We start from the raw sequence: 13,903 nt of genomic DNA, 5'->3' as shown, positions 1-13,903 counted from the left end.
GACACGTTCCACCGACACGGAGGTCCCGCCATGACCCGACGCCCCCTCGGCAGCGACGGCTGCCTGCCGCCGACGCTCCGGATGGGCACCGCGGACGTCGCCTACCACCTGGCCATGCGCGGCAGACCGCTGCCTGTGGCCTTCGTGTTCGGCTTCGGCGGCCGGGCACCGACCCTGGACGCGGTACGCGCGCGGGTGGCCGAACGTGCCCACCGCATCCCGTCGTTGCGCTACCGCATCGAACGGCACCGCCCCGTGTTCCGGCGCGTCGACGCGATCGCCGTGGAGCGCCATGTGCACGAGGTGTGGCTGCCCGAGGACGCCGACGAGGCGGAGGCCGCGCGGCTGATGCTGACCCGGCCCATGAACACGGGCACCCGGCCGCCGTGGGACGTGTGGCTGGTCCACGGCCCGAGCGGCGGTTACAGCCTGTGCTATCGCTCCGACCACGCCGCGCAGGACGGCGTCGGCGCCGCCCACACCGCCCGGGACCTCCTCGACGACCACCCCCAGGGCGGCCCCGCGGCCCACCATGCCTCGTGGCCGACCCGCCGGGGTCTGGCCGACGCCCTCGGCGACGCAGTGGGCGGCCTGCGCGCACCCACCCCCAAACCGGCCTTCGACGGGCCGAGCAGCGGCCGCACCACGCTGTGCCGGGCGCAGACCCCGCTGGCCGGGCTGCGCGCCATCGGCCGCGCACACGGCGGCACCGTCAACGACGTCTACCTCGCCGCCCTCTCCCACGCCGTGCACTCCTGGCACATGAAGGCGACCGGAACCCCCCATCCGCCGCTGCCCGTCGCGGTCCCCATGTCGGTCCGGCCGCCGGGGGAGGAATGCGCTCCGGGCAACCGGATGGTCACCGCCCGGCTCCTGCTGCCCTGTGACGAGCCGTCACCGCGGCAGGCCCTCGCCCGGGTGATCGCGGCGACGGCCGTACTGCGTGCGAGCCGCCGCCGCGACGCCGTCCGCCTGCTGCTGGCCGCAACCCCCCGGGCCCTGGGTGCCCGCGTCGGCACACGCATGGTCAACGGCGACGTCGTCGCCGCACCGGCCAGCAGCGTCGACTTCGGAACCGCCCTCGTCCACCAGGGGGCCGCGTCCCGCAGCGCCGCGGTCTTCGCGGGCGTCGCGGCCGGCATCCGCTGCCTGACCACCCTGACGAGCCAGCACGACACCTCCTGCCTCACGGTCGTGCACGACGCCGCCCTGGCCACCGCCGGTGAACTCCCGGACCTGTGGCTGGCGGCGCTGCTGGAACTGGAGCGCGCGTAGCCGCCGTACGGATGCACGCCACAGGAGCCCCGGGCCGCACAACCCGGGGCTCCTCCTTCGTGCCGGTCACTTCGTCAGCGTGCCCGTCGTCAGGAACGCGCACTTGGCGGCGGCCTCGGTGAGCAGCGGCAGACAGGGGGCGAGCCGCTGGATGACGTACGGCAGCGTGAAGAGATCGGCGACGCCGGCCTCCCAGCCCTGCTCCGCCCACCAGCCCTCGGGGTCGGCGAGCTGCCAGTGCCAGGCGACGCCGGTCGTGGACAGGGCCTCCAGGAAGGGCGCCACGAACGCGGTCGAGGCGGCCTCGGCGTTCACGCACTCCGCGCCGAACGTGCTGCCGGGCGCGGAGAGTTGTGTCATCGCGCCGACCACGGACAGCACGGCGTCCGGCCGGAGGTGGTACAGCAGCGTCTCGGCCAGCCACGCCGTGGGCCGGCGCGGATCGAAGTCCGCCGCGAGCAGGGCCTCGGCCCAGGGCCCGCTCGGGTCGACGCCGATCGTGCTGCGCCGGCCGCAGGTGGGGCGGGTCCCGTCCAGCACGCGGTCCTTGAACTCCAGTACGGCGGGCGCCTCGATCTCGAAGACGTGCACACCGGCCGGCCAGTGCAGCCGGAAGGCACGGGTGTCCAGGCCGGCGCCGAGCAGCACCACCTGGCGGCAGCCCGAAAGGGAGGCGGTGACCAGGTGCTCGTCGAAGTAGCGGGTGCGCACCACGGCCCAGTCGGGCAACAGGCGTTGCAGCGGCCCGTCACCGGGCGGCCCGCCGGCGAACCGGGCCGCGTGCAGGAAGTCCGCGGCCCAGGGATCGAGGACGTACGGCGAGTCCCGGCCGCATTCGGCGGCATGCGCGGCGGCCGTCCAGAGCGCCACGCGCGAGAGGCCGTACGACGGTGAGACGTCCTCGGCAAGGGTGCCGTCCGGCGCCGGGCCGGGCTGCGGGCGTGCGGTCTCGGGCAAGGGGAACCTCCGTGTGGTCTGCGGGTTTCGGTGACTGCTGTGGGCTCGAACGGGTCGTCAGCGGGAGCGGCGGCGGGCGAGCAGATACGCCAGCGCGCCCAGGGCGACGAGGCCGCCGGAGGGGCGCGTCGGGCGCTGACCGCCCATCGCGGCGGTGGTACGCGGCTCGTGGACCTGCAACGCGAACTGACGGTTGGCGATGTCGCCGAGCACCCCGCGCATCTGCTCGGGGCTGGTGACGGCGGCGAGCAGCAGTTCCATGGAGTTGCGCGCGAACTGGTGCCGCCCCAGGAACTCGCGGCCCAGCGCGAGGAGGATCTTCGCCACCTCGCCCTGGAACACCTCCGGCAGTGTGATCTCGGGGGCGAGGCAGCGCACCGACCCGTCGAGGTTCGCGAAGGACTTGCCGAGCAGCGAGACCGCCGGCGGTGAGCCGATGCCCCGCTTGGTCGCCTTCGCGAGCACGGTCGTCAGGGACACCCCGAAGTTCAGGTCCTCCAGGGACAGATGGGAGACCTTGGGCACGAAGGCCGCCATGTCGGCGGTGAACGCGGGCATGTTGGACCACGACGTCACCCGGCCCATCTCGGCCCAGTGGCGCGCGAGCCCGGCGCCGTCGTTCTGCGCCAACGTCATGAACAACGGCAGCAGTTGCAGACTCGTACGGCGGTCCAGGCGGCCGACCATGCCCCAGTCGATGAGCGTCGCGGGTCCCCCCGGCACGGCGAAGACGTTGCCCGCGTGCGGGTCGGCGTGGAAGACGCGGTGCACGAAGTACCCGTGGTACATGAAGCGCAGCAGGTCCTTGCCGATCTCGATGCGCTCGTCGTCGCCGAAGTGGGCGCGGTCGATGTGCCGCACCGACTTGCCCGGCGCCAGCGACTGGACCAGGACCCGGGGACTCGCGTGCAGCACCCTGGGCACCTCCAGCGTGCGGAAGGACCGCACGTACTGCCGGGCCTCGTCCATGTTGCGGGCCTCACCGGTGAAGTCCAGCTCCGGTTCCATCGCGTCGAAGACGGAGCCGAGCATCGCCTCGACGTCGATGACCTCGTTGAAGCGGGGCGCGAGACGGGCCACGATCCGGGAGGCCCGGCGCATCAGGGCCATGTCCGCGAGCACGCCCTCACGGATCCCGGGGCGCTGGACCTTGACCACGGCCGGGCGGCCGCCGGGCAGCGTCACCCGGTAGACCTGGGCGAGGGAGGCGGCGCCGAGCGGGGTGACGGTGTCGATGTCGTCGAACCGCAGCTTCCAGTCGGGGCCCAGATCGCCGGCCAGCACGGGCTCGAACACCGAGAAGGGCTGGACGTCCACCTGGTCGTGCAGGTTCTGGAGCTCGTCCCGGATGGACTGCGGCACCATGTCGGGCCGGGTGGACAGGATCTGACCGAGCTTCACGTAGAACGGGCCGAGGCTCTCCAGGGCGTGCCGCACGGCCTTGGCCCGCCGTTCGTCGGCCCCCGCGGAGCCCGCGCCGGCCTCGGCCGCGTCACCCGCCTGCCCCTGTCTCGTACGTCTGCGCAGCCGCGTGGCCTGCCCGACCTCGTCGGCGACGAGGCTCCCCAGCACCTTGACCACCAGCCGCAGCCGATCCCCGACGACAGACGCCATCGTGCGTGATCTCCTCAGGTAGAGCGGGTCGCAGGACCGGTACGGTGACCGGCCCAGCGGATGTACGTGCCGAGCCGGTCACCGCGAGCCGTGCGGACGTGGGCGCCGTCAGGCGTTGGCTGCCTTGCCCGCCGGTGCCTGAAGTGCCTGGATGAGCTTCGGGATCAGTTCGAGGAGCTGGGCGAGCTGGGCCGGCAGCGCGAGCAGATCGCCCACGCCCTCGGCGGCGTGCCCGACGCCGCCCGCCAACTGGCCGACGCCGCCCGCCAGTTGCCCGATCCCGCCGAGCGCGTTCGCGGCACCGCCGACCGCGGCCAGGGGGTTGGCCGCGCCCGCGGCGCCCGCGAGTCCGCTCAGCGCGGCGAGGGGACTCGCGGCCCCCGCGCCGCCGCCCGCCGCGCCGGCGAGGGCGGCGAGCGGGTTGGCGGCGCCCGCACCGGCGGCGCCGGCGAGCGCGGCCAGCGGATTGCCGGCCCCGGTCGCGCCCGCCGCTCCGGTCAGCGCGGCCAGCGGGTTGCCTGCCGAGCCCGCGAGCGTCGCCAGCGGATTCGCGGCGCCCGCGAGCAGTGCGGCGGGGTTGGCGGCGCCGGCCAGAGCCGCCAGGGCGTTCACCGGGATGCCGGCCAGGGCCTCGACGGAACCGGTGGCGGACGATGACTTCTCGGGCCGGTTGAGAATGTCGTCGAAGGCCTCCTTTCCGCTGTCCGCCATATTGCCCATGAGGTCCTTGAGGATGTCCTGCATGTTTTTGTTGGACATGATCGGTTTTCCCTTCGGTTGGTTATCCCGGTTGGTTATCCCGTGGCGTCTTCCATGGCCTTCAGGCAGGCCGTTCTGAGGCGTGCCCGCCCTCTGGTGAAAGCGGCCTCCGCCGCCTTGAGGGAGATGTTGTGCATTCGGGCGAATTCCGCTGTGGAAATTCCCTTGGACCGGGCGAGTATTACTTCCTGTTCACGCCCCCTCAGTTGCTGGACCTGGTTGAGCAGCCACTTGCCGAACTCCTCGTCGCAGATGTCCTCCTCGGTCGTCCCGGGGGCGTCCAAGAAGGCCGTCCGTTGTAAGAGACGTCTGCGGCGTTCCAGGTCACGATAGAAATCCGTGCACAGGCGCAACGCCACGGAGGTGAGGAAGGGGCCCAGCCGGCTGCCGTCCAGGGCGGAGTGGGCGGCCGCCCGTGCCAGCGTCTCCTGCACGCAGTCCTCGGCGTCCTGATGGCTCGGGAGTCGTCGTCGGACCAGCCGCATCAGGCGGTCCCGGTGCTGGGATATGTCGTCCCAGGAGCATTGGGCGGGCGAAGGGCAGGAGGGATTTCGTGCCATATGGAATGCAGCCCGTAGTCTCTCGTTCGAGCAGGGGGAATGGTGGCCCGAATCAGATTTGTGGGCCCCAATTTTTTCCTACCCGAGGTGTCGGGGCGGCAAACCGTAAATCTTTCTTGCGGAATACGCGGGAATGGCTTTCCGTGCGCATACGCTCTTATTTTCGGGAGGGAATCTCCCGGCGCGTCCAGTCGCGGTTCCAGTTGACCCACATGTCCCGCACGGTCTGCTGCACCAGCGAGGAGCCGCGCCGCACGTCGGTGGTGAGGGCCTGGACCGCCTCCTTGCCGACGAGCCGCGCGCCTCCCGTGAAGTACGTCCCCCGCACGTGCCGGGGTGAGCGGAACCTGCCCCACAGCAGGATCCGCATCAGCGGCCACAGGGTGAACACCCCGGACGGGCAGCGGTCCTCGGGGTCGAGCGTGCCCCACACCGCCGGGCACAGCCCGCTCTCCCGCAGCAGGTCGAAGATGCGCGTCACGGTCTGATTTTTCGTCAGATCGCCCGTTCCGTAAGCGAGTACGACGTCCCGTGCCTCCTCGAAGAGCTGCCGGACCCAGGGATTGTCGACGCCCTGAAGACCTCGATAGGGCGCCGTCTCCAATGCGGTGAAAGACGCCGGATCACCCGTCTTCTCGAACGCCACCGCCGCCTGGTTCTGCGCGTTCGTCCCGTACAGCGTCGTGATGGTCCACACCCGGTTCCACGCGTTCCACAACTCGAAGTCGTCGAACGAGACATAACTGCACGAGACCAGGTCGTCGTAGAACCGGAACATGCGCTTGATCCACTGCTCCAGATACCCGAACCGGGCGGTGCCGAAATCGTCCTCCCGCACCGCGTCGATGATCCGGTGGCTCAGCGCGTTGAGCGCCATCACCGTCACCGCGAGCCCGCTGGAGAACAGCGGGTCGATGAAGTCGCTGGCGTGCGGCAGCAGACACCACCGGTCGCCGACCACCGTCCGCGACGAGAACTGCGTCCGGTCGGTCGACACATACGGCCGCACCGCCCGCGCCCCCTCGAACTGCCGCGCCACACTGGGGAACTTGTGCACATAGCGCCAGAACTCCTCCTCCGCCGACATCCCCTCGGGACGCGGATGGCGGTCCAGATCGAGATTGACGCCGACGCTGCACAACTCGCTCGTGCCGGCGCTGTGGTTGTCGAACGGGATGACCCAGAACCAGCCGCCCCGGAAGAGGTGGTGCAGCGTGCCCTGGCTGAACGGGCTGGGCATCCCGTGCTGTTCGCGCGGCGGCGCGACGGTGTCGAAGGGGCGCACGTTCACCATGTGCGTGAAGAGGGTGCGCGAGCGCGTCCGGTACGGCGGCTCCTGCCGCAGCCCGAGCCGCTCCGGCAGCAGCGCGCGCATGCCGCCGGCGTCGACGACGTACGACGCCTGGAAGGTGCCCTTCTCCCGGGTGACGAGCGTGACGCCGTCCTCGTCGAACTTCACGTCGTCCACGACGGTGTGGGTGTGGGCGGTCGCGCCGTACGAGACGGCGACGTGGAACATGTACGCGTCGACGTCCTGCCGCAGATAGTGCGAGTCGGGTCCCAGCGGCGGCCCCCAGGTGGGGTACTGGGTGCACTCCTCGGCCCGGGTGGGCTCCCCCTCGCGGTGGTAGACGAAGCTGAAGTTGCGCTTGACCCCGCAGTTCGACGACACGTGGCGGCGCAGGGCCCCGTTGGTCGCGAGGTGCTCGATCTCCGGGACGTCGTAACGGCGGGCCAGGACCCGCAGGCCGAAGGTGGTCTCGGGGACGGTGGACTCTCCGATGGCGAACCGGGGGTGACCGCTTCCCTCCAGAAGCAGCACCCGCACGCCGTGGCGGGCGAGGATCGCCGCCAGCATCGTCCCTCCGATGCCGCCTCCGACGATGGCGACATCGAAAACACGCTGGTCGTCTTGCACGTCTTCGTCCTTTCGCGACGGGAAATGCGCTGTGCCGGGCCGGTGGTCGACGGCCGTCAGACCGCCGGCCGGCCCGGCAGTGCCCGGCGCAGCCCGCAGGCGGCCACCCGGGCGGAGAACGACAGGGCGAACCAGGGAGTGGGCGCGAGCGCGGCCAACCGCCCCCGCTCGCCCGGCAGTCGGCGGTCGCCGCGCCCGGTGACGTCGAGCCAGGCCCCGAAGTGCAGCAGCCGCGCCTCCGGCCCCGCCTGCCGCGCCGGCCGGGGCCGCATGTGCTCACGGACCGCCCGGGTCAGCGCCGCACGCCGCGCGTCGTCCACCCCGTACCCAGCCAGGAAGTCGTCGAGCAGCGCGGCCGAACGGCCCGGGAATCCGCCCCGCTGCGGTGCGCCGCCGCGGGACAGCCCGGAGTCGTGGAACGCCGCGGCGACGAACAGCCCCGCCCGGTCGTAGTGGATCCCACGGGTGCGCGCGTAGGCGTCGGCCAGCAGGAACGTACGCAGCGAGTGCAGCGCCGTGCGCGGTGGTACGAGGCGGTCCAGTTCGCGCAGCGCCGCCGCCACGAGCCGGTCGCCGAGCAGCCCCGACACCGACGGCTCGGCGAGCAGCGGACGCCACGCCCGCGGCGCGGAGGCGGCCGTACCGCCCTCGTCCGGACCGGTGCCCCGCACGTCGTGCGGACGCGCGGACATGTCGTGCGGATGCCCGGAAATGCCGTGCGGGTCGGCGGACATGACGAACTCCTCTCGCATGTGCGATGTGCCGGTTGCGCCTGTCTCCTCTCTTTACGCCCGGATCCCGCATCCCCCTGCCCCGGTCCCGCCATCGCCCGGACCTTGGCCGATCTTCGCCCTCGTGCCCTCGAACGCGGATACGGCGGGCGCGAACCCGGCGAACGGGGGGCAGAGATCCCCGCACTGACCAGCCGCCACCGCGCTCGACAGGGAGCCGCCCGTGAAGGCCAGTACCGCCCACCCCTTCGAACCCGCAGCCACCCTCGCCCCGCGCCGGATGCTCCTGGGCTACGGCGCGTTCGTCGGGATTCCCGTCGGCGTGACGGCGCTGATCCTCGCCTCGGTCGGCTACCCGGGCCCCGCAGGCCACGCGCCCGCCGACTCCGGCGCCGTACCCCTGTACCGGATCCTCGGTGCCCTGGCCCTGGTCACCGGCTGCGCCGCCTGGGCCGGCGCGACGGCCCGACGGCTGGGGCAGCCGAGGGTGGTCGGGGAGATCGCCGTCGCGCTGCTGCTGGGGCCCTCGGTGTTCGGCGCGCTCCTGCCGGAGGTGCAGCGCCGGGTGCTGCCTCCCGAGGTGTTCCCGTTCCTCGACACGCTGGGCCAACTCGGCGTCACCCTCTTCATGTTCACCGTGGGACGCGAACTGTCGATGACCGCGCTGCGCCGTGACGGTCTGTCCGCATCGACACTTATCGGCCATTCCGGCATCGCCCTCCCGTTTCTGACCGGTGTGCTCGTCGCCCTGGCCCTGCCGGACACCTACCGGCCCGACGGGGTGGGCGCCGTGCCGTTCGTGCTCTTCATCGGGCTGGCCCTGAGCATCACGGCCGTACCCGTACTGGCCCGGCTGCTCGCCGACGAGGGCAGGCTCAACACCAGGCTCGGCACCCTTGCGATGGCCTCGGCGAGCGTCGCCGACGTCACGGCCTGGTGCCTGCTGGCCCTCGTCCTGGCGATCGCGAGCGGCGGCTCACCGGCGGCCGCGGCCGTGACGGTCGGCTGGGTCGTCCTGTTCGGCCTCGTCGTGTGGTGCGTGGTACGCCCGCTGCTCGTGCGCCTGCTCGCTGCGCAGCGCCCCGAGGGCCCGATGGCCGCGGCCCGCACGGCCGCCATCGTCCTGGTGACCGTCCTGCTGTGCGCGCTGGCCACCGAACAGATCGGGGTGCACGCGCTGTTCGGGGCCGTGGCCGCCGGCCTCGCCATGCCGCGTACGGAGGCGGTGGAGCAGATCGCCTGGCGGGTGGAGGGGCTCACCAGCTGGATGCTGCTGCCGTCGTTCTTCATGGCCGTCGGCCTGAGCACCCGGCTCGGCGCGGTGCCCGGCGCGCTCGGCTGGATCGTCTGCCTGGCCGTTCTGGCTGCCGCGGCGGCGTCCAAGTTCGTCGCCACCGTGGTGCCCGCCCGCCTGCTGCGCTTCTCCTGGCGGGAGTCGGCGCAGCTCGGCGCGATGATGAACTGCCGGGGCCTGACCGAACTCATCATCCTCAACACGGGACTCGCGGCCGGACTGCTCTCGCCCGCCCTGTTCGTCATGCTCGTCGTCATGGCTCTCGCCACCACCGCCATGACGGGACCACTGCTGCGGCTCCTGGACGACTGACCCGGCGCGAGACGGGGGGACCGCGCGCCGGGCGTGCTCTCCGGTGCCCCGTTCGGCGCAGTTGCCGCGCGCGGGGACCGGGCAGCCAGACACCGTGATCACGGTTCTGAACGTTCACGAGCGCTGCCTCCCCGCGCCGCCGGAGGCCGTCGGCGCCCTGATCGACCGCCTGGGCGGCGCGGAGGACCGGCTCTGGCCGCCCGACTGGCCACCGGTGCGCTTCGACGGGCCGCTCGCCGTCGGGGTGGCCGGCGGTCACGGCCCGGTGCGCTATGTGGTGAGCCACTATGTGCCGGGCCACTGGGTGCGCTTCCGGTTCACCGGACCGCGCGGCTTCGACGGCTTCCACGAGTTCAGCGTCGAACCACTGGGCGACGGGCGCACGGTGCTGCGCAACACTCTCGTCGTGCGTCCGCGCGGCCTGCGCTGGCTTGGCTGGCTGCTGTTCTTCCGGCCGCTGCACGACGCGGCCTTCCGGCACAGCCTGGACTGCGCCGAGCGCTCGCTGACCGGCCAGGTGGCGTGCCCGGCGCAGTGGGGTCGGTACGTCAGCCTGCTGCGCGCCGCGAGCGCCCGCCTGATGCCCCGGCCGGCCGGCCGACGCGGATCAGGGGCGCCGGGTCGGGGACCGTAAGACCGGGAGAACGATGGCCGCGCGCAGGAAGGACGGACCGCCGTGAGTCTCCCGCAGCCCAAGATCCCCGGCATCAACACGGACGACGTCACCACCGACCTCACCGAGGCACCGCACCGGGCGGCCGGTCTCGGCCGGGCCGCCGTCGCCGGAGTCGTCGCCACCGTCGACGTGGAGGCGGGAGAGGACGACTGGGACCTGCCGCTGAGCGAGGAGCATCCGCGCCCGGTGGTGCTCGTGCACGGCACGTTCGGCAACCGCGGCTACACCTGGACCGACGCCACCCCGCTGCTGCGGCGCGCGGGCCACCGTGTCTTCCGCCTCGACTACGGCCGGCATCTGCACCCGGTGCTCTTCGGACTCGGCGACATCAGGGCCTCGGCACGGCAACTCGCCGAATACGTCGAGGAGGTGCTGCGCCGCACCGGCGCGGCGCAGGTGGACCTCGTCGGGTTCTCGCAGGGCGGCATGATGCCCCGCTATTACCTCAACGCCCTCGGCGGCGCCCCCAGGGTGCACCACTTCGTCGGCATCGCCCCGAGCAACCACGGTGTGACCGCCCAGGGCCTGATGAACCTCGCGCGTCAGATCCCGGGCGCCAGGGAACTCGTCGAGCAGGGTGCCGTGGGCACCGTCGTCCCGGCCTGGCCGCAGCTCCAGCACGACCACCCCTTCCAGCAGGAACTCGCCGACCTGGGCGAGACCGCGCAGGGCGTCCGGCACACGGTGATCGCGACGAGCCACGACGACGTCGTCACGCCGTACACCTCGTGCGCGCTCGCCGGGGCCGAGGGCAGCCACGTCAGGAACGTCGTCCTTCAGGACCTCGACCCCGAGGACCGCACCGCGCACGTCGCCATGCCCTACAACCCGACCGTGCTGAAGGCGGTCCTCGAAGCCCTGGCCGAGTGACCGTACGGCTCGCTCAGCGGCTGCCGTCCAGCAACACCCGGGCGACCAGTGCCGGATCGTCGCTCATCGGCACATGGCCGCAGCCGGGCAGGCGCACCAGCCGGGCCCGGGGGATGATCCGCTTCGCCCGGACGCCCTGCCGGGGTATCAGCAGTCGGTCCTTGCTGCCCCACGCCACGGTGACCGGGATCCCCGACACGTCATCGGTGAACTGCACCTCCCGGCCGGAGTGGAGGGTCTCGAAGAAGCCCTCCGCGCGGGCCAGTCCGACCGTCTCGGCGACCACGGACTCGGGCGAGCGGCGGCCGGGGCGGGCGTAGATGGTGCTCGTCAGGGTGGCACGGCCGGCCGCCGAGCGGGACAGCCACTCGACGAGGGGCAGCGGCATGCGCTCGGCGGTCCGCCGCATCCCGGTCAGGACGGTGAAGGCGTACTGCCGCTCCAGCTGCGACCAGAACCCGGCCGGGGACAGGGCCGTCACCGAGCGCGCGAGGTTCGCGCGGCCCAGGTCCAGGGCCAGCAGTCCGCCCAGCGAGTTGCCCGCGACATGCGGCCGCTCCAGCTCCAGGGCCTCGCACAGCGCTCCGAGCACGACGCTCATCGACGCCAGGTCGTGCCCCAGCCCGTCCGGCAGCGCCGGGGACTCACCGCACCCCGGCAGATCCACGGCAATCACGTCACGCTCGCCCTCCAGGACGGGTATCACCGGGTCCCACACCTGACGGTGATGGCCGATGCCGTGCAGCAGGAGCAGCGGTTCGCCGGTGCCCGCACGCTCGTACGAGACGGTCATGCTCTGCGGGCCGTGCGAGGTCGGGACTTTGAAGGAGACGGTGGCGGACATGCTGCTCCTCGTCGGGGCGAACGGACTGGGCGTCGTGTAGACAGCCTGTCAGCAATTGCTACCGACGGGTAGACCCTGGCGGAGAGCCCGGCCCGCGACGGCGATTTCGCCTGGACAGGGCCCGGCGGGTGGGCTGGGATGGTGCCGTGACCACCGGAACCGAGACCGACGTCTTCGAAGCGCACCGTCCCGTCCTGCTGGGCGTCGCCTACCGCATGCTCGGCCGCGTCGCCGACGCCGAGGACGTCGTGCAGGAGGCATGGCTGCGCTGGTCGGCGGCCGACCGGTCCGAGGTGCGCGAGCCGCGCGCCTATCTGGTGCGCATCACCACCCGCCTGGCCATCGACCGGCTGCGCCAGGTCAAGGCGCGCGGTGAGACCTACACCGGCCCCTGGCTGCCGGAGCCGTATGTCACCGACTTCGGGGACACCGTCCCGGACACCGCCGAGCGCGCCGTCCTCGCCGACTCCGTCTCGCTCGCCGTCCTGGTCGTCCTGGAGTCGCTGTCGCCGCTGGAGCGTGCGGTGTTCGTGCTCAGGGAGGCCTTCGGCTACCCGTACGGTGAGATCGCCGTCATGCTCGACCGCGGCGAGGCGGCGGTACGTCAACTGGCCGGACGTGCCCGCAAACACGTCGACGAACGGCGCCCCCGCTACCGCGTCGACCCCACCCAGCGACGCGACCTGACCGAGCGTTTCCTCGCCGCCGCCGCGGAGGGCGACCTGGAGGGGCTCATGGCGCTGCTGGCCCCGGACGTGCGGCTGGTCGGCGACAGCGGCGGCAAGGCCAAGGCGCCGCTGCGGGTCCTGGAGACGGCCGACCACGTGGGCCGCTTCATCGTGGGCGCCGCACGCAAGGGCGTCGACGAACTGTCCTGGCGCTTCCTGGAGATCAACGGCGGCATCGCGGTGCTGGCCCTGTCCGGCGGCAAGCCCGACTCGGTCTTTCAACTGGACGTCGTGGACGGCCGTGTCCAGGCCGTCTACATCATGCGCAACCCCGACAAGCTGCGGTGGCTGGCCGCCGGTTAGACCACGGGGGCTTTGCCGACATGTAACCAATGCCGTGCTGCGCGAACGTGCCGTGAACGTTCCCGGGCGTCCCGCGCACAGGCGGACATGGGATGGAGGATTGGTATTGACCAAGGGTGAGGCCCGCCCTATGGTCGCAGATAAGTGCAACAACCTTTAATAAACAAGGGCGCTAAAACGCCGCCGGGCAACGGCGATTGCGGAGGACAGGGTGGGGACCACGCAACTGGAATCGGTGCCGGAACCGAAGTACTGGCATCTGAGGACCGTGCTCAGCGAGGCACTGGACTCGGAGTTCTCCGTGGGCGAGATCCTGCCCAACGAACGCGACCTGGCGGCCCGCTTCGGCGTCGCCCGGGCCACGCTCCGCCAGGCTCTCGAACAGCTCGAACTGGAAGGCAGGCTCCAGCGCCGCCGCGGTGTCGGTACGACCGTCGCGCCGCCGCGCGTGGGCGTGGCCGTCGGCACCGAGCAGCACGCCTGGCCGGGCGCGGCCGGCGACGTCTGGCAGACCACGGACTGCGAGCTTGCCGTGCCGGCCGCTTCGGTGGCCGACGCCCTGGAGAGCGGCCGGGACGAGCCCGTGCACACCGTGCGCCGCTCACGCGTGACGCACGGTCAGCCCGTCGCCGCCGAGCTGCTGTACATCCCCCAGACGTCGGTGCCCGACCTCTCCGGCATCGACGCCCCGTCCGGGGCGGCACGCGCGCGTGCCGTGCTGCGCGAGCTGCACCGGCTGGAGCTGGAGGGCCAGGACAGCGCCGTCGAGCTGGGCTCGGCCCGCGCGGACGACGCCAAGGCGCTGGACCGGCTCCCCGGGGCGCCCGTCCTCGTCGTGACGACCCGCTACATCGCCGAGGGCCGCACCGCGGCTCTCTCCGTCGCCACGTACCGCGCGGACACCTGCCGGCTGACCTTCGGCGACTCCGGCGGCGTGGAGATACACGAGGACCCGCAGCGCCGGGCGTCCTGACACCCGCGCGCACCCGCACCTGGCCGGGGGGGGGGGGGGGGGGGGGGGGGGGGGGGGGGGGGGGGGGGGGGGGGGGGGGGGGGGGGGGG

General features: G+C 72.4%; 13 protein-coding genes. 6 read left to right on the top strand and 7 right to left on the bottom strand.

Annotated elements, in window-relative coordinates; all coding sequences use genetic code 11:
• Positions 1-30 precede the first annotated feature (30 nt).
• Positions 31-1,275, top strand: coding sequence for a wax ester/triacylglycerol synthase domain-containing protein (locus tag AC3ETA_RS30320; protein ID WP_432196076.1), 1,245 nt, complete (start codon positions 31-33; stop codon positions 1,273-1,275).
• Positions 1,276-1,341: 66 nt separating this feature from the next.
• Here the strand turns inward: AC3ETA_RS30320 and AC3ETA_RS30315 are convergent, their stop codons facing one another.
• The 6 genes from AC3ETA_RS30315 to AC3ETA_RS30290 form a co-directional block, all read right to left on the bottom strand.
• Complete coding sequence (locus AC3ETA_RS30315) at positions 1,342-2,232, bottom strand: SAM-dependent methyltransferase (protein WP_432196075.1); 891 nt, start codon at positions 2,230-2,232, stop codon at positions 1,342-1,344.
• A gap of 57 nt (positions 2,233-2,289) precedes the next feature.
• Positions 2,290-3,846, bottom strand: a complete 1,557-nt coding sequence (locus AC3ETA_RS30310) for an ABC1 kinase family protein (protein WP_432196074.1) — start codon at positions 3,844-3,846, stop codon at positions 2,290-2,292.
• Positions 3,847-3,954: 108 nt separating this feature from the next.
• On the bottom strand, positions 3,955-4,605 hold the full coding sequence (locus AC3ETA_RS30305; protein ID WP_432196073.1) for a hypothetical protein: 651 nt from the start codon (positions 4,603-4,605) through the stop codon (positions 3,955-3,957).
• A 35-nt stretch (positions 4,606-4,640) separates the two neighbouring features.
• On the bottom strand, positions 4,641-5,090 hold the full coding sequence (locus AC3ETA_RS30300) for an RNA polymerase sigma factor (RefSeq protein WP_432196072.1): 450 nt from the start codon (positions 5,088-5,090) through the stop codon (positions 4,641-4,643).
• A gap of 232 nt (positions 5,091-5,322) precedes the next feature.
• Positions 5,323-7,083: an NAD(P)/FAD-dependent oxidoreductase gene (locus AC3ETA_RS30295; protein WP_432196071.1), complete on the bottom strand. Its 1,761-nt coding sequence runs from the start codon at positions 7,081-7,083 to the stop codon at positions 5,323-5,325.
• A gap of 56 nt (positions 7,084-7,139) precedes the next feature.
• The gene (locus AC3ETA_RS30290; protein ID WP_432196070.1) at positions 7,140-7,817 is read right to left on the bottom strand and encodes a hypothetical protein; all 678 of its coding nucleotides are present in this window, start codon (positions 7,815-7,817) and stop codon (positions 7,140-7,142) included.
• 220 nt (positions 7,818-8,037) lie between these two features.
• On the opposite strand from AC3ETA_RS30290, the gene AC3ETA_RS30285 reads away from it, so the two are divergent.
• The 3 genes from AC3ETA_RS30285 to AC3ETA_RS30275 all read left to right on the top strand — a co-directional run bounded on the left by AC3ETA_RS30285 (position 8,038) and on the right by AC3ETA_RS30275 (position 10,966).
• On the top strand, positions 8,038-9,420 hold the full coding sequence (locus AC3ETA_RS30285; protein ID WP_432196069.1) for a cation:proton antiporter domain-containing protein: 1,383 nt from the start codon (positions 8,038-8,040) through the stop codon (positions 9,418-9,420).
• Positions 9,421-9,514: 94 nt separating this feature from the next.
• Entirely contained in the window at positions 9,515-10,054 is a 540-nt protein-coding gene (locus AC3ETA_RS30280) for an SRPBCC family protein (protein WP_432196068.1), read from the top strand.
• Positions 10,055-10,096: 42 nt separating this feature from the next.
• The gene (locus tag AC3ETA_RS30275) at positions 10,097-10,966 is read left to right on the top strand and encodes an alpha/beta fold hydrolase (protein WP_432196067.1); all 870 of its coding nucleotides are present in this window, start codon (positions 10,097-10,099) and stop codon (positions 10,964-10,966) included.
• Positions 10,967-10,979: 13 nt separating this feature from the next.
• On the opposite strand, the gene AC3ETA_RS30270 is transcribed toward AC3ETA_RS30275, so the two are convergent.
• Positions 10,980-11,810, bottom strand: a complete 831-nt coding sequence (locus AC3ETA_RS30270) for an alpha/beta fold hydrolase (protein WP_432196066.1) — start codon at positions 11,808-11,810, stop codon at positions 10,980-10,982.
• 146 nt (positions 11,811-11,956) lie between these two features.
• Here AC3ETA_RS30270 and AC3ETA_RS30265 point away from each other — a divergent pair, with 146 nt between their 5' ends.
• The gene (locus AC3ETA_RS30265; protein WP_432196065.1) at positions 11,957-12,841 is read left to right on the top strand and encodes an RNA polymerase sigma-70 factor; all 885 of its coding nucleotides are present in this window, start codon (positions 11,957-11,959) and stop codon (positions 12,839-12,841) included.
• A 211-nt stretch (positions 12,842-13,052) separates the two neighbouring features.
• Positions 13,053-13,814: a GntR family transcriptional regulator gene (locus AC3ETA_RS30260; RefSeq protein ID WP_432196064.1), complete on the top strand. Its 762-nt coding sequence runs from the start codon at positions 13,053-13,055 to the stop codon at positions 13,812-13,814.
• Positions 13,815-13,903: the final 89 nt, after the last annotated feature.

It is taken from the genome of Streptomyces sp. bgisy027, assembly GCF_057710365.1.
This window is presented reverse-complemented; position numbering and strand designations above follow the sequence as displayed.